12 protein-coding genes are annotated in these 18,906 nt (G+C 65.4%); all 12 read right to left on the reverse strand.

All coding sequences use genetic code 11. The features are described 5' to 3' along the window. Positions 1-55 precede the first annotated feature (55 nt). The 12 genes from KF715_19330 to KF715_19385 all read right to left on the reverse strand — a co-directional run bounded on the left by KF715_19330 (position 56) and on the right by KF715_19385 (position 18,747). A complete protein-coding gene (locus KF715_19330) occupies positions 56-1,876 on the reverse strand; it encodes a hypothetical protein (protein ID MBX3738854.1) in 1,821 nt (606 codons plus the stop codon). A gap of 114 nt (positions 1,877-1,990) precedes the next feature. Next, positions 1,991-2,779: an SDR family oxidoreductase gene (locus KF715_19335; protein ID MBX3738855.1), complete on the reverse strand. Its 789-nt coding sequence runs from the start codon at positions 2,777-2,779 to the stop codon at positions 1,991-1,993. 43 nt (positions 2,780-2,822) lie between these two features. Further along, the gene (gene pelA, locus KF715_19340; GenBank protein ID MBX3738856.1) at positions 2,823-3,875 is read right to left on the reverse strand and encodes a pectate lyase; all 1,053 of its coding nucleotides are present in this window, start codon (positions 3,873-3,875) and stop codon (positions 2,823-2,825) included. A 1-nt stretch (position 3,876) separates the two neighbouring features. Next, complete coding sequence (locus tag KF715_19345; GenBank protein MBX3738857.1) at positions 3,877-5,280, reverse strand: MFS transporter; 1,404 nt, start codon at positions 5,278-5,280, stop codon at positions 3,877-3,879. Positions 5,281-5,306: 26 nt separating this feature from the next. Continuing rightward, positions 5,307-7,901, reverse strand: coding sequence for a glycoside hydrolase family 88 protein (locus tag KF715_19350; GenBank protein MBX3738858.1), 2,595 nt, complete (start codon positions 7,899-7,901; stop codon positions 5,307-5,309). 128 nt (positions 7,902-8,029) lie between these two features. Beyond that, positions 8,030-9,118 (reverse strand): glycoside hydrolase family 88 protein, encoded by a 1,089-nt coding sequence (locus KF715_19355; protein ID MBX3738859.1) that lies wholly within the window; start codon positions 9,116-9,118, stop codon positions 8,030-8,032. Positions 9,119-9,121: 3 nt separating this feature from the next. Then, positions 9,122-10,333 carry a DUF4861 domain-containing protein gene (locus KF715_19360; GenBank protein MBX3738860.1) on the reverse strand — a complete coding sequence of 404 codons (1,212 nt, stop codon included), beginning with the start codon at positions 10,331-10,333 and terminating at the stop codon, positions 9,122-9,124. A 9-nt stretch (positions 10,334-10,342) separates the two neighbouring features. Next, a complete protein-coding gene (gene kduD / locus KF715_19365) occupies positions 10,343-11,110 on the reverse strand; it encodes a 2-dehydro-3-deoxy-D-gluconate 5-dehydrogenase KduD (GenBank protein ID MBX3738861.1) in 768 nt (255 codons plus the stop codon). 33 nt (positions 11,111-11,143) lie between these two features. Further along, positions 11,144-11,974, reverse strand: a complete 831-nt coding sequence (gene kduI / locus KF715_19370) for a 5-dehydro-4-deoxy-D-glucuronate isomerase (GenBank protein MBX3738862.1) — start codon at positions 11,972-11,974, stop codon at positions 11,144-11,146. Positions 11,975-12,181: 207 nt separating this feature from the next. Beyond that, on the reverse strand, positions 12,182-13,159 hold the full coding sequence (locus KF715_19375; GenBank protein ID MBX3738863.1) for a hypothetical protein: 978 nt from the start codon (positions 13,157-13,159) through the stop codon (positions 12,182-12,184). 1 nt (position 13,160) lies between these two features. Beyond that, positions 13,161-15,350 carry a hypothetical protein gene (locus KF715_19380; protein ID MBX3738864.1) on the reverse strand — a complete coding sequence of 730 codons (2,190 nt, stop codon included), beginning with the start codon at positions 15,348-15,350 and terminating at the stop codon, positions 13,161-13,163. A 139-nt stretch (positions 15,351-15,489) separates the two neighbouring features. Beyond that, positions 15,490-18,747, reverse strand: coding sequence for a TonB-dependent receptor (locus tag KF715_19385; protein MBX3738865.1), 3,258 nt, complete (start codon positions 18,745-18,747; stop codon positions 15,490-15,492). Between the last annotated feature and the right edge of the window lie 159 nt (positions 18,748-18,906).

Raw genomic sequence — 18,906 nt, forward strand, 5'->3', positions numbered from 1 at the left:
AGCGCGCCTGCGTCTGATTCGTGTCCATTGGTGTTCATTCGTGGTTTCCTACACTTCAGCGGCTGACGTCGTTGAGCATCGCGTCGAGGGACGTGTAGCTCTCGAGGAGTTTGGCGGCGGCGGCGCAGCGCTCCTGGCTCGCGAGGCCGGTGTTTTCGGCGAGGAAGAGGATGTAGGCGGCGATGCGCTTCGAGAAGAGCAGGCGCGCCTCGGCGCTGACGGCGTAGAAGCGCGCGCGCTGCCGGTAACCCGCGGGCGTGTGATCGCCGAGCGCGGCCTTCTCGGGTTTGCCGCCGGCGGCGAGCACGTAGAGGAAGTTGTATTCGAAGAACGTCATGTGCTCCGCGGACGGCGGCAGCGCGGCGAGCGCGGCGCGGCAAGCGCCGGGCGAGGCAAAAACGTCGACGGATTTGCCGCAGGCCGCGAGGGAGGTAGTGACGAAGACGCGAGCCATCTTCTGTTCCGTCGGATCGGCGCTGAACGCGCCGGCGACGGCCATGTCGACGGTGAACTGATACCAGTCCTGCCAGAGTGCGGCGTCGGCGGCGTTCTTCGACTGCGAGAGCGCGACACCCATTTCGTAGGTGTAGCGGCCGGAGGTCTTGATCTCGAGCTGGCTGCCGGTGACTCGGCCCATGACCTGGTAATTCTCGGCGGATTTGCCGGAGCCCGAATGGAAACCGATCGAGACGCCGAACTGTTTGCACACGTTCCACTGCGCCTCGATGAGATTCGTCAGTGCGGCGTTGTCGGGATACGGCGTGTTCTTCTGGAAACCGAAGGCGGGCGCGACGAAGTTCACCGGCATGCCGAGCACTTCGCAGAGCGCGAGCATGATGGCGGTGGTTTCCGGCGTGGTGAGGCCGGGCAGTTCGTCGATAGAGAGTTCGCGAAGATACTTTCGGCCCACCTCGGTCGTGAAGGCGGCAGCGCGCGCGGCGGCGTATTTCTCGTCGCGACGCTTCATCTTCTGCATCGGCGTCCAGACCGTCTCGAGCAGCGCGGTGAACGCAGCGTCATCGAGCTTCAGGCCGGCGGCGGCGACCCGAGCGCGAGTTTTCGCGACGACGTCGCCGGGAATCTGTGCGACGTCGGCTTTCTGGTTGAGCGCAAGTTCGGGCGAGAGATCGAAGGTGATGTAGCTGGCGAGCAGGCAGCCTTTAACGAGCGCGTCCTCGCGGACGTCGAACTTGCCGCCGATGGGTTGGTGGTCGGCGTTAAAGGACCACGCCACGCGGCGGCGGTGGAAGCCGGTTTTGAGTTTCGAGAGGACGGAGCCGTGGCTCATGCCTTCGACACTCTGGCCTTGGTGACCTTCGGGCACGTTGGTCCCGATAAACGGGAACGGCACGGTGTCGAGGCGGCCCTCGAGCATTGCATCGACGTCGTAAACGAGTTCGCGCGGGATCGAGTTCTGGTTGGCGGTGAGGCCGATCTCGAGCGCGCTCATCGCCCACTCCACCGCCGGCCAGTGCAGCGTCGTGAAACGCGCGCCAATGCCGAGCGTGCTCTGGCCGAGCTTCGCGCCGGCGGTCGGGAAGATCGTCGAGCCGGCGTCATGCTCCTGGATGAGATTCTTGAGCTTCAGGAGATTCGCGAAGGTCGTCGGGAAGAACGTGGCGTCGCCGATTTTCACACCATCGGCCAACGGCGCGGCGGAGCCGGCGAGTTTCCAGGCGCAGTCGCCCAGAGTGTTTTCCCAGAGCGTCCAGGTGCCGGCGGCGGTGGCGAAGGCGCTCTTGGCGTATTCACAAGCCCGACCCGCACGGAGGTCGGCTTGCAGGCCGGACCAATCGAGGCAGAAGTCGGGCGAGACGCACGGGTTCTGAGCGATGCGGAGATCGTTCTTCAGGAGAAACGCGTTGATGGCGGACATGGGAGGGAAGTAGCGAGTAGTGAGTAGCGGGTAGCGAGTAGGACCGAATGGAGTTTGGCGTGGGTGACTTTCGCGAGATGCTCGCTACTCACTACCCGCTACTCGCTACTGTTTTCAGATCGTCATCGCGTGGTAGCCGCCGTCGACGATGAGTTCCTCGCCGGTGATGAACGAGCCGGCACCATCGCTGGCGAGGAGGAGCGTCGCGCCGATGAGTTCGCGGGCCTCGCCGAAGCGCTTCATCGGCGTGTGGCCCATGATGCTCGCGACGCGATCGGGCGTGAGCACCTTGCGGTTTTGCTCGGCCGGGAAAAAGCCGGGCACGAGCACGTTGACGCGCACCTTGGCCGGCGCCCACTCACGCGCGAGGTTGAGCGTGAGGTTGTGCACGGCGCCCTTGGTGGCGGAGTAAGTGAAGACGCGCGACAGCGGCACGACGCCCGACATCGAACCGAGGTTGATGATCGAGCCGCCCTGGCCGCGATCGACGAGGTATTTGCCGAAGACCTGGCAGCCGAGGAAAACGCCCTTGAGGTTCACGCGCACGATGCGGTCGAACTCCTCCTCGGTGATGTCGAAGTAGGGCGTGGCGGAGTTCACGCCCGCGCCGTTGACGACGATGTCGATGCGACCGGAGCGGCCGAGGACGGCATCGCGCAGGCCTTCGAGCTCGGCCTTGCTGGTGGCCTCGGCGGCGTAGAACCACGCCTTGCCGCCGGCGGCGGCGATCTTGTCGAGACGCGCCTGCGCCTTGTCGATGTTGCGGCCGACGAGGACGACTTCGGCGCCGGCGCCGGCGAGACCTTCGGCCATGGCGCCGCAAAGTTCACCAGTGCCGCCGATGACGACGGCGACCTTGCCGTGCAGACCGAAGAGCGAGGAGAGATATTCGTGGGGGTTCATGCGTGAAGAGGAGAGACAGGCAAACGCGGGCGTGGGGCGACGCTCAGGATTTCAGCTTGGCCTTCCAGAGCTTGTAAGCCTTGAGGACGGACTTGGGCTGATCGGAATACCAACCGTAGCCGTTGCGCCGCTCGAGTTCGATCTCGTTGACGTCGTAGTGCACGACGGAATCGCGGCCCATGAAGACCGGGCGATCGGTGCCGAGTTCGTAGAAGCGCGCCCAGGTCGGCGATGCGGCCGGGTCCTTTTCGGCGAAACGCTCCATGCCGCCGGCCACCGGCCGCTCGGTCCAGCGGATGCCGTGCACGGGGACCTTCTCGAACCACGCGACCGCCGCGTCGACGGCGCGGACGATTTCCGACGAGGGCTGCGGCAGGCTCATGAGGAAACTGACAATCGTGGCACTCTCGCGGCTGGCGAGGGACGGCGGCTCGAATTTCCGCGCCCACGTCGGGGCGAGCGTCGTCTCATCGTGCTGCGCGCCCCAAGCCGTGAGGGTTCCGTTCTGCACGACCTGACATTGCAAAATGCACGCGACGCCGCGTGCGACAGAAGCGCGAGCCTTCTCGCGGCGCGCGACGTCGATCCAGGCAAACGGCTCGCTCCCCTCGCCCACTGCCTTCAGCACCTCGAGCACCTTCACCATCGCGTCATCGTTGAACGTGATGTGGGTGTAGTAGCCTTTGCGGAGCGGGAAATACTGCGGCCAGCCGCCGTTCGGGTATTGCGCCGCGAGCAGGTAATCGAGGCCGCGCTCGGCGGCGGCGCGGTAGCGTGGCTCCTGAGTGGCGGCGTAGGCGCGGGCGAGGAACTTGATCTGCGTCGTCGTGGCGCCGTTGTCCATCGTGGCGTCGTCGTGCGCACGCTCCTCGAGCTCGGCCTTTTCGGCCGGCGAGAGCGGCTTGGCCATGTCGATGTTCTTCGGCCAGCCGCCCGACGGATACTGGTAGAGCAGCAGGTTCTCCGCGATCGCGCGGCCTTGCGCGCCGGTGAACCACTGCGCGTCGCGCGGCAGGCGCTCGGACCATTTCACGGACTCGACCGCGCCGAGCGGCGCGACGAGCACGAGACAGAGCGCGAGAGCGCGGAGGTGCATCTTAGGCTTCACCCAAATCAACCTGTTGAAAACGCGGGACGAGCAGGTGCATGAGCACCCAGGCGACGATGTAGGCGGAGCCGCAGATCACGAAGAGGATGCCGTAGCCCAGCTCGGTTTTGCCGATGGCGGTGAAGTGTTCGAGCAGCAAGCCGGCCACACGCGACACGAGCACGCCGCCGATCGCCCCGGCCATGCCGCCAATGCCGGTCACGGAGGCGACGGCGCGTTTCGGGAACATATCGGAGACGGTGGTGAAGATGTTGGCCGACCACGCTTGGTGCGCGGAGCAGGCGATGGCGATGACGCCGACGGCGAGCCAGGTGTTGATCGCGCCCAGCCGCGACGCGAACAGAACGGACAACGGCAGGAGCGCGAAGATGAACATGGCGGTCTTGCGCGCTTTGTTGGCGTCCATGCCGCCCTGCATGAATTTCTTCGGCAGCCAACCGCCGAAGATCGAGCCACCGGTCGCTACCGTATAGATGAACGCCACGGCGAAGGTCCAGGTGATGACACCGGGGATCAGGCTCGAGTCGCCCGTGAAGTCGGGATGCGTCGCCTTGAAGGCGTCGATCTTGCGCGCGTTCTCGCCGGCGAGGAAGGCCGGCAGCCAGAACAGGAAGAACCACCAGATGCCGTCGGTCAGGAACTTGCCGATGGCGAAGGCCCATGTCTGGCGGAAGACGAGCAAGCGGCCCCACGAGACCTTGCTGCCGGTGTTGGCGGCTTGTTCGTCGCGGTCGCTGTGGATGTAGTCATACTCCGCCTGAGACAGCCGGCCGGCCCGCAACTCGTCCGCGGGAGATCCATACATGCGATACCAGAAGACGAGCCAGAGCAGGCCGACGGCGCCGGTGAGGATGAACGCCCATTCCCAGCCCCAAGCGGCGGCGATTTGCGGCACGCAGAGCGGCGCGACGATGGCGCCGACGTTGGCGCCGGAGTTGTAGAGGCCAGTGGCGAAGGCGCGTTCCTTCTTCGGAAACCACTCCGCCATCGTCTTGTTGGCCGCGGGGAAATTGCCGGACTCGGCCAGGCCGAGGGCCGCGCGCCAGAAGCCGAAACTCCATGTGTGATGGCCGAACGCGTGGCCGATGGCCGCGAAGCTCCAACCGATGAGCGAGTAGGCGTAACCGCGCTTCGTGCCGAGCCAGTCGATCAGGCGGCCCGCCATCACCATGCCCACCGCGTAGGCGATCTGGAAACAGATGACGACGTTCGAGTAGTTGAGTTCCTGCACCGCCTTGTCGGCGCCGAACACGCCCTTTTCCCGCAGGATCGGGTTGAGCAGGCCGAGCACATTTCGGTCGAGGTAGTTGATCGTCGTCGCGAAGAAAACGAGCGCGCAGATCGTCCAGCGGTAGCGGCCGATCTGTTCGTTCACTTGATTGAATTTGGACATCGGGGTGTGGGGTTGGGGAACAGCGCTCATTTGGCTTCGGGGCTCGGGACGGAGTTGAGGCCCTTCGGCATCTTCTTCGGGGTGAGGGTGACGTTGGTGAAGGTAACAGTTCCGGCGTGTTCGACCACCTCCGGTTCAGTCAAATCGTTGAACTGGCAGCTTTTCACCCGGATTCCCTCGATCACGCCGTTGGGAATACCGCGGATGTAGAGGGCGCGCGGGCTGGCGGAGCTGATGATATCCTCCAGCTGGACGTTGCGGACGATGGGTTTGAAGTCGCCCTTCGCGCCTTCCTCGTAGCGGAAATCGATCGTCAGCACCGCCTCGCCGACGTGGCCGACACGGATGTTGCGCGCGAAGACGTTCTCGAGCGTGCCGCCGCGCACGGCGTTGTTCTTGAAGCGGAGAGCGCGGTCGAGGTTGGGGCTGTCCATCTCGCAATTCTCCACGAAGATGTTGCGGATGCCGCCGGAGCATTCGGAGCCGAGGACAACACCGCCGTGGCCGTCGAGCATCTTGGAGTTGCGAATGACCATGTTCTCGGTCGGCACGCCGACGCGACGACCATCGCCGTTGCGGCCGGACTTGATCGCGATGCAGTCGTCGCCGGTGTCGAACACGCAATCCTCGACGAGGATGTCGCGCGAGGACTCGGGATCGCAGCCGTCGTTGTTCGGGCCGTGCGAGTGGATCTTCACGCCGCGCACGGTGATGTTCTGCGAGAGCACCGGATGGATTTCCCACATCGGCGAACGGATGATTGTGACGCCCTCGATGAGGATGTTCTTGCACCGGTAGGGCTGGATGAAGTTCGGGCGGAGGTGATCCTCGGGGCCGAAGACGCGCTGTTCGACGGGCACGTTGGTCTCGCCCATTTTCAGCAACTTATCGCGCGCGATACGCTGGCGCGGAGCGACGCCAGGCTCCTTTTTGTTCCAACCCCACCAGTTGTCCCAGTCGGCCTGGCCGTCGAGCGTGCCCTCGCCGGTGACGGCGATGTTCTCCTGCTCCCACGCGTAGATGAAGGGCGAGACGTTCATCAGCTCCACGCCTTCCCAGCGCGTGAAGACGATCGGATATTTCTTCGGATCGGTGAGGAACTTCAGCGTCGCGCCCTTGCTGACGTGGAGGTTGACGTTGCTCTTGAGGTGGATGGCGCCGGTGAACCACTCACCGGCCGGGATCACGACGCGCCCGCCGCCCGCGGCGTTCGCGGCTTCGATGGCCTTCGTGATCGCCTCGCTGCTGTCGGGCGATCCGGCAGCGGTGCCGAAATCCGTGATCGGAAAATCCTTCGCCGGGAACGTCGGCGCCTTGATGCGGGCGAGGACGCGCTCGTAGTCGTCCCAGCCTCGGGCCTGGAAGGAGGCGGGCGCGGCCGAGGATTTCGTCGCGAGCATCTTCTCAACTTCGATGCCGGCCATGATGAACGGGCCGGTGCCCTTGGGGTCGTTGTCGACGATCGGCTCGCTGATGTAGTATTCGAACGAACCGTCGCGCGGCTTGCCGTTGGCCATCGTGTAGCCGAGGCCGGCGCCCTGGCAGATTTGCGTGAGGCGAATTGTGCCGTCGGGGTTCGACTTGATGAGCGTGTCGAGGAGGCCCTGGTAGCCCTTGAGGATCGCGGCCTCGTATTTCTCGCGCGGCAGGTAGCCCTTGTTCACGGCTTTCGCCAGCGCGTAGACAAACATGGAGGAGCCGGAGCCTTCGAGGTAGTTGCCTTGGCGCGTGCCGAGGTTGGTGATCTGCCACCAGACGCCGGTCTTCGGGTCCTGCCAGCGCACGACGCCGTCGGCGAGGTGCTTGAGGATGCCGACGATGTGGTCGATCTCCGGCTGGCTGACCGGCATGTAGTCGAGCGAGTCGACGATCGCCATGGCATACCAGCCGATGGCGCGGCTCCAGAAGTGCGGGGAAAACCCGGTCTTCTTGTCGGCCCAGCTCTGCGCTTTCGCCTCATCCCACGCGTGCCAGAATAGGCCGGTGGCGGGATCGTAGCTGTGCGCGTCCATCAGGACGATCTGCTTCGCGACGTCGTCGAAGAGCGCGGGCTCGTTGAATTCCACGGCGTATTGCGCGAGGAACGGCGACGCCATGTAGAGGCCGTCGAGCCACATCTGGTGCGGATAACGTTTCTTGTGCCAGAAGCCGCCCTCGCTCGTGCGCGGGTGCTTGCGCATCTGGTCGCGCAGCGTCTCGACCGCCTTGACGTAGGCGGGGTTCTTGTCCCCGCGCGCGATGGCGGCAAGGAGCACCTTGCCCGGCGGGATGTTGTCGATGTTGTAGTCTTCCTCCTTGTAGCCGGCGATGACGCCCTCGGCGTTCACGTGCGAGGCGACGGCGCGGGTGCCGAACTGGATGTAGGCGCTGTTGCCGGTGACCTCGCCGAGGCGGACGAGGCCGAGCGCGAGCACGCCGGGCGAATAATCCCAGCGCGCGCGCGGGTTGGAGCCGCCGGCTTCGAGCGCGTTGCCGAGGCGTTTCATCTCGGAGTCAGCGAGGCGCTGCGACCACTGGAGCGGCGTGGCGCCGTTGAATTTCTGGACCTCGTCCGCGGCGAGCGAACGGACTCCGAGAGCCAAAACAGCCGCGAGCGCGAACAGGGGGCGGGTAAACTTCATAACAGCAGAGGTGATGGGGAAAAGAGGGAGTGACTGCGGTGGCGAAAACGCGGGAGCGAGCTTGCTCGCGACGTTTCAGTTCGGGTCGCGAGCAAGCTCGCTCCCACAGAAGACGGGGCGATGCGGGTTCATTTTGCCGCCTCGAGGCGGATCATCTCACGGCCGGCGAGGAGGAAGGCACCGACGCCGTAGGGTTCAGTGGAGTTTTCGTCGAAGGTGACGGGCGTGAAGCCGACCGGCTGGACGTGCGTCAGCCGACCGTCGGGCTTCACACAGGCGAGCAGCGCGGACCAGGCCTTGCGCACGACGGGCTCGTAGTGCGCGCGGTCGAGCAGGCCTTCGTTGATACCCCAGGCGAGACCGTAGCAGAAGAAGCCCGTGCCGCTGCTCTCCTGCATGGGATAGCTGGCGGGATCGAGCAGGCTGGCGCGCCAGTAGCCGTCGGCGTTCTGGAGGGCGGCGATGCGCTCGGACATCTCGCGGAACTGCGACACGAACTTCGCGCGCGCGGGGTGATCGGCGGGCATCGACTGGAGCATGCGGACGAGGCCGCCGAGCACCCAGCCGTTGCCGCGAGCCCAGAAGACCTTGGCGCCGTTCTTCTCCTTTTTCGGGAAGATCGAGCTGTCGCGGAAGTAGAGGTGCTCGCTGCGGTCGTAGAGGTAGTCGGAGGTGACCCACCACTTCGCCACGGCGAACTCGAGATACTTCGCCTCGCCCGTGACCTGCGTGAGCTTGGCCCAGGCCGGCGGCGACATGAAGAGCGCGTCGCACCACGACCAGCGGTCGGTGCGGCCGGGGTTCTGCTTCTCGTCGAAGAGCAGGTTGTCGTCCTTCTGGTGCGCGAGGATGTAGTCGAAGCGCTCGCGCATCGGTCCGATCATGCGGGCGTCCTTGGCCGCGCGGTAGAGATCGGCGTAGGTCTGGCCGACCGCGTGGTCATCGGCGTGGTAGATGCGTTCGCCGAGTTTCCAGCCGTTCCCCTCGCCCATCCTGACCATTGCCTCGCGGAAGCGCGGGCTGGGCGAAACCTCCACCAGCGCCATGGCGCCGGCGTAGAATGCGGCGTTGTGCCAGTCGGTGGATTTCCACTTCGGGGCGGGATGAGCGAGCTGCCAGTCGGCGACTCGCTCCATCACACTGAGGTTTGTTTCATTGGCGACCGCTGTGACGGCCGCGAGGGAAAGGGAGGTGTAACAGAGGAGTCGTTTCAGCATGGCTCAGTTGGCGGTAAGGGTGACGGTGACAGGGGCGCGCGCCCGCGCAGCGGCGTTGGCGACGTAATCTTTCCAGGCTTGGTAGGTGGTGAACTCGCCGGCCTTGGACCAGCCAGCGCCGGCGAAGTAGCGGAGCGACTGGCCGGCGGCGACCTTGGCGAGGATGAGCTGGTTGCGGTCGTCCTCGGCGAAGCCTTGGAACGCGTCCGAGGCTACGAGGATCGCGGTGCCAAGCGCGCCGTTGGTCTTCTGCTCGACCCATTGCGTGATCGAGCCGTCGGCCGGCGTAGGCGTCGTCGCCACCTTGGGCTCCTGGCCCTTGTCGGCCGGCGTCTTGTTCAGGCCGATGCCGACGACGATCTCCTTCGCGCCGGTGATCTGGAAGGTGCTGTCGATCTGGTCGAGGTTGTGGCCGGCATCGACGGTGAAGCGCTTCGCCTCGGAGACCATCACGCCATTCGCCATCCACGTTTCGTAGGTGAGTTCGAAGATCGCGCGAACGGGTCCGTTGGCGATGACCTTCCACGCTTTGTAGTTTCGGCCGACCCACAACGCCTTGCCGTCCCACACGCCGAGGCCGCCGCAGCCGCGCGACGGGCCGACGTTATACATGTCCATGCCCTCGCCCTCGTCCTTGTGGTAGTGGTCGTGACCCTTGTTATACCAGCGGTCGACGATCGGGTAGCTGACGCGCTTGCACCAGATGTCGAGGCCGTTGGTGACGAGCACTTCCTTGCCGGTGCCGTTCGCGGGCTCCGCGAGCGCGGGGCCGTAGGTGCGGTGGCCGATCTTGTCGTTTTCCCAGGCGAAGTCGTCGAGGCGCTCGGGCACATAGCGCGCGAACGCCTTGGACGGAAACACGGGGGCGACCGTGTCGGTCTTCTCGACGGTGAACGTCGCGCTCTTCTCGCCGGCGGCGAAGTCGTGCTGGAAGATCAGCTCGCCGTAGGCGATGCCCTCGCCCTTCGGGTCCTTGGCCTGCGGGGCGACGTTCGTGACCTGGTAAGGCAGCACGTGGCCCTGCGCGTCCTTCACCGCGATGCGCTGGAGGAGCGCGCCGGGGAGGTGCTTGTTCACTTCGGACCAGGGGACGGTGATCGTCTCGGAAGGACGGGCGATGTCCAACGTGTGCGTGACGGTGAGCGTGATTTTCTCAGCCGCCAGCAGCGAGCTCGACAGCAGCGCGAGCCCGGCAAACAGGAGTTGGGGTTTCATAAAACGGGGTCAGCGCGCGAGCCAGCCGCCGTCGACGGCGATGGTGTAACCGTTGACGTAGTCGGAAGCGGAGGACGCGAGGAAGACGACGGCGCCCTTCAGGTCGTCGGGCGTGCCCCAGCGGCCGGCGGGGATGCGGTCGAGGATGGCGGCGGAGCGCTTCTCGTCGGCGCGGAGCGGCGCGGTGTTGTCGGTCGCCATGTAGCCCGGGGCGATGGCGTTGCAGTTGATGCCCTTCGAGGCGAGTTCGTTGGCGATGAGGCGGGTCAGACCCTGCACGGCGCTCTTCGAGGCGGTGTAGGACGGGACGCGGATGCCGCCCTGGAACGAAAGCATCGAGGCGATGTTGATGATCTTGCCCTTCCCGCCGCGCGACACGACGTCGTTGCAGAACGCCTGACTGAGGAAAAACACGGCGTCGATGTTGATGCCCATGACGTCGTCCCAGTCCTTCTCGGAGAACTTCACGAAGTCCTCGCGGCGGATGATGCCGGCGCAGTTCACGAGGATGTCGAGCGCGGGGAACGTCTGCTTCGCGGTCGCGATGACCTGCGGGATGGACGCGCGGTCGCCGAGATTGCCGACGACGGCGACGGCCTTGCTGCCGAGCGCCTGCACCTGCTTGACCGTGTCGTCGGCCGGCAGGATGTCGACGGCGACGATGTTGGCGCCGGCTTCGGCGAGCGCGAGGGCCATGCCTTGGCCGAGGCCGCGGGCGGCACCGGTGACGACGGCGGTCTTGCCGGTGAGTTTGAAGGAGTCGAGGACGGTGCTCATGGGTGTGCGGGTGTGGAAACGAGTGAAGGAAGATCAGCGCAGGGTCGGGATCGGCGCGGGGTCCATGTCGGCGAAGTCCTGGTTCTCGCCGCCCATGCCCCAGATGAAGCCGTAGCTGTCGGTGCCGGCGCCGCTATGGATCGACCACGGCGGGGAGAGGACGGTCTCGTGATCGCGCACGATCAGGTGGCGCGTCTCGTTGGGCTTGCCCATGAAGTGCATGACCGCGGCGCCGGCCGGGACGTTGAAATACATGTAGACCTCCGAGCGGCGCGTGTGCGTGTGCGGTGGCATCGTGTTCCAGATGCTGCCCGGCTGGAGGATCGTGAAGCCCATGACGAGCTGGCAGCTCTTGATGCCACCGGCATGGATGACCTTGTTGAGCCGGCGGTCATTGGCCGTGGCGGCGCCGCCGAGGGCGACGGCGTTGGCGGGATTGTAGGCCGCGAGCGTCGTCGGATACGCGGTGTGCGCCGGATAGCTCAGGAGATAGAAGCGCGCGGGCTTGGCCGCGTCGGCCGAGACAAAGCTGATGGCCTGCGCCCCGCGCCCGACGTAGAGCGTGTCGAGGTTGCCCATTTCGTAGCGCTGGCCGTCGACCGTGACGGTGCCGGCGCCGCCGGTGTTGATGACGCCGAGCTCGCGCCGCTCGCAGAAGAACGCGGAACGCAGCTCGGCCGCGGCCGAGAGACTGAGCACCGCATCGGTGGGCACAGCGGCACCGACGACGGTGCGGTCAGTCTCCCAATAGCGGAGCGTGAGCTTGCCGGGTTGAAACAAGTCCGGGAGCAGAAAGGCCTCGCGCAGGGCGGAGGTCGACATCGTGCCGTAGGTGCGGACGTCAGCAGCAGGGATCAAATCCATGGGATGGCAGGGCGAGAGTTCGGACAGCGGGGTGAACAGCAAAGAAACCGGGGCGAAGGCCGTAGTTCGCTAATGAACGAAGTGTTCATTTATGAATTTCAGGCGCTTTTGCGGCAAGCGCGAATTCCTCGAAACCCCGGAAAGAACACCCCTCATTCGAGGGGTCGACTCGGACCGCAGCGAGGCGTGCGTCGTTCTCATCGTCGACTAGCGCGAGGTGACGGTCGGGTCCCAACCATCGGTTCCGCCGAGGACGGCCCGCGGAGTGTAGGCGGCGGCTTGCTCCGGAGTGAGTTGATGCGCCCAAGGCACGCGTGCGGCGGTCGAGCCGCCCGGGCCGGTGCTGGCGAACTCGGCGTAGAAAGTCGTCCGCTCTGCGTCGGGCTTGTTCCAGTTGTGCCAGCCTTCGGGGCGGACATTGGCGGACATCTCGGTGTGGAGGAAAACGGTTTGGGCGAAGTTGCGCCACGGACGCCCGAGATAGGTTTTCACGCCGTCCGCACCGGTGATCCGGCAATGCGAGAAGACGTAGCCGTGCGCGGTGCCTTGCGGCGTCGAGGCGGCGGTCAGATAACCGTCGCGGAGCGCGTGGATGTGGCAGCGCTCGAACCAAGCCGTGGCCGCACCGAAGATGAAATCGACGTGGCCTTCGATGTAGCAGTCCTCGAAGTAGTGGCGGCCGCGGTTGACGAGGATCGTGTCCTGCCAGCCGAGGAAGCGCACGCGGCGGAACTCGAGCCGGTCGCCGTCCGCGCGCAATGCCAGCGCCTGGCCGACGGGACCGGCGGTGTTGGCGAGGGTGATGTTCTCCCACTGCATGCCATCGCCGTCGATCTGCACGGTCGGCGTGCGGAAGGTGCCGAGCGGTTTGCCGTCGGGGCCGGGCAGATTCGCATGGACATTGAATTCGACGACGGTGGTCGCGGCATCGTCGCCGACGATGCGCATGTGGCCGCGCTCGCGCTGGACGTAGATGCGCTCGTGGTAGGTGCCGGGCTTCACGCGGATAGTCCAGCGGGGCTGCGCCGGGTCGGTGCGCATCGGCGCGGAACTGATGGCGTCCTGCAACGAGGTGTAGTTGCCGCTGCCATCGAGCGCGACGACGGCGTCGGCCTTGCGATCGGCGGCGTGGGCGAGCGACACAGCGAGGACAACCGGTGCGATGGAGAGGAACGGGCGAAGCATGCTAGAACAGGAGTCGGGTGCTGAAGGTGAACTCACGGCCGGCACCGAGCCGGGCGTTGCTGGAGACGAGATCGCGGTCGAAGAGATTGCGGATGCCGGCCTCGACCTCGAAGGTGCGTTTTGGAGTGCGCCACGAATAGCCGCCGCTGGCGTGGAGCAGGCCGTAGCCGGGATATTTCAAAAAAGTCCGGCGCGCGTCCGCGTAGTTCGCGACGTAGTTGCTGAGGTATTGGCCGGTGGTGGCGAAGAACGGCCCGCCCTTCGGTCCGGGGCGACGATAGCGCAGCTGGCTGTAGGCGGTGAGCGCCGGCAGGCGCGAGATGGCGCGACCGATTTCCTGCGGCAAGTCGGGCGACGCGGTCGTGCGGGCCTGCATTGCGACGACGCGCGACGAGAACGCCACGGCGGGATTGATCTGCCAGCGCACCTCGGCGCGGCCGCCGCGATAGCGCTCCTCGCCGGCGGCGACGAGTTGGGGTTGCGTCTGGTTGGCGTCGAACACCGGGTCGTCGTAGAGTGGATTGCGGCGGGAGATATGCTGGTTGTAGAGGACGAAACCGCTGGCGCTGAACTCGACGGCGCCGCGCTTCGAGCGGCCCTTCAAGCCGGCCTCGTAGCCGAGCGTGGTCTCGTTGTCCTGGATGCGGCCGGTGCGCGAGTCGACGCGGGTCGAGGGATCGAACGCCGTGCTGAGGCTCGCGAAGGCGAGGAGGCGGCTGGGTTTCAACTGCCAATTGAGGCCGGCGTGATAACTGATCTGCGAGGCGCGGTCGCCGACGTGCGGAAACAGCGCGCCGGGTTTGCGATCCTCGACGTTGAGCGAGACACCGTCGTAACGCAGCCCCGTGGACACCACGTATCGGCCGCGCTGGAACGCCGCGCGGTCGCTCAATTCGAACGCAGTGTAGCCGGCGTATTCGGTGCGATCGTTCAGGATGCGGCTGAAGACGGCGGGATCGTAGTCGGGGCGATAGTAATCCGGAGCGAGCGGGTTGAATTTCCGCACGGAGAGCGGGAGCGCGTCGCGTGCGGCGGTCGGCAGCGCGCGGTCTTCGCGGCCGTATTCGCCCCAGGTGTGGCTGGAAGAGGCGAGCAGCTTGTGCTCGGCACCGAGCGCGCGGAAGCGGTTGGTAAGTTCGAGCTGCAACGCGTAGGCGTGTTGCGGCTGCTCGATGTGGCGCGGCTCGCGCGTGCCCTCGAAGAGCCCGGTGTCGAGCGAGAGCACCGAGGTGGTGAAGCGATCCTGCACGACGTCGCGCCACCACCCTTCCGCGTTGGCGCGGATGGCGAGCGTCTTGGTCGGCGCGCCGTCGAATTGCACGCCGAGCACAGCGGCGCGGCGGCGGATGGCGGCGTCGGGGCCGTTGGCGTTGAAATATGCGAGCGGCAGATACGGCCCGGCGATGAGTCCGCCGCTGGGCCGATATTCGGGTATGCCCGGCGTGACGCGCGCGCGAATCTCGCGGTAGTCGGCGGAGACAAGCGTGCTGGCCGAGCGACTGTGGCGCCAGGTGACGGAGGTGCTGACGGAGAGCGTTTCCTCACGGGTGAATTGCTCGGGGCCGGTGCGGCGCTGCCAGTCGACAGCGAGGCGTTGCCAGAGTTTTTTCTTCACCAGCGGACCGGTGGTCTCGAGTTGGGCGCGCTGGCGGTCATGCGAGGTGAACTGGGCTTCGACGCGCTGGCGATCCTTGGCCTGCGGGCGGGCGGTCTGCATGTCCTGGATGCCGCCGGGGGCGGCGCGGCCGAGCACGGGAATGAGCGGGCCTTGGATGACGACGGTGCGCGCGGTGTTGAGCGCGTCGTTGATGCCGAGCTGCGCGAATCCGTTGCGCATGACCGGCGTGGGGAAGCCGCGGAGATTGAGGCGTTCTTCGCCGGAGATGCGGTCGGCGGGCGAAGGATTGTTGACGGCAGTGAGGTCGGCGCCGAGGTCGGAGGCCATGCTCTCGTCGAGCTGCGTGTCGACCGGCTTGATCAGGTCGTTGGCGAACGGCTCGTCGCGCATCTGCTCGTCGAGCGAGCCCATGCCGGTGGCGTCGTAGCCCTCGTCCTCGCTGGTGGCGGTGACGGCGAGCGGGTCGAGCTTGAGAACCGGCTCGACGGTCGGCGCCGGCGTGGCGGTCTGCCCGACGCCGAACGGCGCGGCGAGGGTCAGGACGAGGAGAGCGAGAACGGAGCGGGCGGACATCGGACGAAAACTAGCGGAGCGCGGCGTGCGCTCCAAAGTGAAAAGTCCGCCAGGATTTCGGCCTGGCGGACCTCCCCTGCGGCGCGAGGCCACGAAGACCCGCGCCGCACCGTTTTGGCTGAGACCAATCCGGCAATTTTTAGAAGGTGCCCTTGATGCCGAAGGAGTAGTTCACCCCGAACTCTTCCCAGCGGAAGCCGCGCGCGTAGGCGGGGGTGTCCGGGTTGAAGCGTTCGATGACCTGCTCCTTGTTGAGCACGTTGCGACCTGAGACGAAGAACGTGAAGTGCTTGTTCAGTTTGTATTCGGCGCTGAGGTCGAGGTTGTAGCGGGGCGCGTAATATTCATAGAACCCGTTGGCGGTGCCATATTGCGCACCGGTCTGAGCCGCGGCAGCGGTGGCCGACGTGCCCTTCTGACGGCCGCGGAAGTTGAGGTTCGCGGTCAGCACGATCGGCTTCTTGGAGAAGCTGACGCTGAAGTTGCCGGTCTTCGAGATGAAGCCGCGGAAGTCGGGAGTCTTGTCGCCCGAGAGGTGCAGCGCGGTGCCGTTGGCGCGGACGGTGAAGTAGCGGCCCCAGCCCGGCAGCATGGTGAGCGGGCGGATGACGCTGAACTCCCAGCCGCTGACCTCGGCGTCGCCGCCGTTGACCGTCGTGCTGACGGCCCAACCGATGTAGCGCGGGTCGAGACCGAGTTCGCTGGCGAGCGCGGCATCGACTGCTCCGCTGCGGGTTTGCCAGAAGTTGCTGAGCTTTTTCTGGAACGCACCGATGGACATCAGACCGCCCTTTTCCGGATAGTATTCGATCGAGAGATCGTAGTTGTTCGCGGTCCAGGGCTTCAGGGCCGTGTTGCGGATGGTGACGGAACCGACGGCGTTCGGGTCGTTGTTGTCCTCGTCGATCGTGGTCGCGGGAATGATGTTCGCGTAGTCGGGGCGGCCGAAGGTCTTCGCGTAGGCGGCGCGGAGGAGGAGGTTCTCCTTGATCTCGTAGGTGAGGTGGAGGCTCGGGTAGTAGCCGTCGTAGGAACGATTGGCGCGGTAGCCGCGTTCCTGGAGGATGGCGCGGACGGCCTGCACGGAATTGGCGGCGCCGGTGGAGGTGAGCGCGCCGATGTCGGTGCGGAGCACGCGTTGGATGCCTGCGGTGTTGGGATCGCCGTCGACGTAGGCGCCAGTGGACGTGCGCTGCCAGACGACGTCGGGATTGTTCAACACGCCCTGGCCCTTGTCGTTCGTCTTCTCGTAGCGAACGCCGGTGACGAAGCGGAGTTTGCCGTGCATGAGACGACCGTCGACCTGGAGGTAGCCGGCAGTGACGCGCTCGGACATTTTCTCCGAGTTGTTGATGCGGTTGGTCTCGTTGGTGACGGCGTTGGTGGTCCAGTAGGCCGGGTTGTTCGCGTAGCTATCGGCGAGCAGGTAGGGGTTGATCCACTGGATCGGCTTGGAACCGAAGCCGGAGTCGCTGCCCTTGTAGACTTGGTCGAGGAACGCGCCGGCGTTGTCGTCGGCGGTATTGGCGACGCCGTCGGGGCCGACGAACGTGTAGGACTCCGAATAGCGGCGGTTGTCGCGACCTTCTTCGCGGACTTCGGCGCCGGCCTTCACGTTGATCGGAATGGTCCAGGAATCGAAGTGCCGCTCGGCGTTGATGCGGCCGCTCTTCATCGTGGCCTTGCCGTCGATGGGGTCGTTGGAGGCGTTGCCGAGGCGGAAGTTGCTCAGGTTATACGGATCGAGGACATTGCCCGCCGCATCCTTGGCGGTGATGGTCATGCCGCCGGGGAAGGCGATGCCGTCCGCGCGAACGTTGGACACGCCGACGAGGGTCGTGCCGACATTGGCGAAGTGGCCGCGACCGAGCGCGCGATACCAGGTGCGGGATTGGACGCCGCTGAGGCCGGCATCGACATCCCAATCGGCATTGGACCATTTCCAGAAAATGTTTCCGGCGGAGGTGTTGCCGTATTTGTCGCGGAAGGAGCTGCCTTGCGTGACCGAGCCACGACCGGTGGCGGCTTGCACGAAGTCGGGGCCGTAGGAGAGCGGAGTGCCGGTGTTGGAGCTCGGCGTGCCGCTGGTGCCCATGTTGAAGTTCAGGTTACGATTGCCGAAGAACGAGTGGTAATAGTTGTCCTGGTAGGCGATCGAGAGGGTCTGGTTTTTCGTGAGTTTCCAGTCGGCCTTGATGCCGATCGAATCACGGTTGGTGGTCTTCGGACCGTCCTGGATCTGCCACTGTTGCAGGTAAGGATTCGAGGGCGTGGCCGCTGTGATCGTGGTCGCGGAGCCGCCGGCGGGCGTGTAGGTGCCGCCGCCTTGCTGGAAGTTCCAGGTGGGCTGCCAGCGATGTTGCTCGACGTGCTGGTTCGACGACAGGCCCGTGATGACGATGCCGAAGCGGTCGTTGACCGGCAGGGTGTAGTCGAAGTCGAAGTTCGGGAGAACCTTGAAGGTCTTGTCGACGCCGGGTCCCGGGGTCTTGTTGAGGCTCGTGTTCTCCGAGTTCATGTTCAGGTAGACGCGATAGTTGAACTGCGCGCCTTTGCGCTCGAAGGCGTTCTTCGAGACGAGATTCACGGAACCGCCCAAGGAATCGGCCGGCAGGTCGGGCGTCGGCAGCTTCACGATTTCCGTGCGCGACGTGTTGTTGATCGAGACTTGCTCGAACTCGAACACGCGGTTGCTGCTGCCCGAGGCGGAAGAGGTCAGGCGCATGCCGTCCCAGTAGACGTTGGAGAAATTGGACGCGAAGCCGCGCACCGAGACGGTGCGGACGTCGGCGGCGACGTAGTCGACCGTGACGCCGGGGAGGTATTTGAGGAACTCGCCGGGATTGCCTTCGTTGACCGCGCCGAACGCATCGGCCGCCATGACGACCTTAACATTGGGCGAGTAACGCTGCTCGTTTGTCGCGAGCGCGTTGCCTTCATACTCACGGTTCGACTGCACCACAAAGGTGTCGAGCTGCACGACCTTGTCGTCGCCCGCCTTGCCGTAACGGTCGGCGCTGGTGAGATCGAAATCAAGCGTGGTGCTCTGCCCAGCCGTCACGTTCACCGACTCGGACTTCGTATCGAGGCCGGTATAGGTGACGCGCACAGTGACCGGGCCGACCGGCAGGTCGGCCAAGCGGTATTCGCCGAACTCGTTCGTGAACGTCTCGCGCGTCGTGCCTTCGACCGTGACGCGAGCGTTGTTCAGATAGCGGCCGGTGCCGACGTTCAGCACGCGACCGGAAATCTCGCCGGCCGTCTGGGCGAACGAGGGCACAGCGAGCACGGCCATCAAAGCGAGGCCGGCGAGCCAGCGCCCCAGCAGGGCGCCGCATTGGAATCCACGGACAAAGCCGGCAACAACGTGCCGACGAGCAGTCGGGGTGGGTAGCATAGGGTTGGGGGGTGGTAGGGTTTAGCTCGGCGAAAAATGGGGGAGCCGGGGAATTTCGCCGAAGTTCACTAATGAACTTGCTATTCAATGGTGAATGTCGTTCGCTTTGGCAATAAAATTCTCCCCCGCGCGCGCCCCACGCCGCATGCTTCCCTCTCG

This window comes from Candidatus Didemnitutus sp., assembly GCA_019634575.1.
GTDB lineage: Bacteria > Verrucomicrobiota > Verrucomicrobiia > Opitutales > Opitutaceae > Didemnitutus.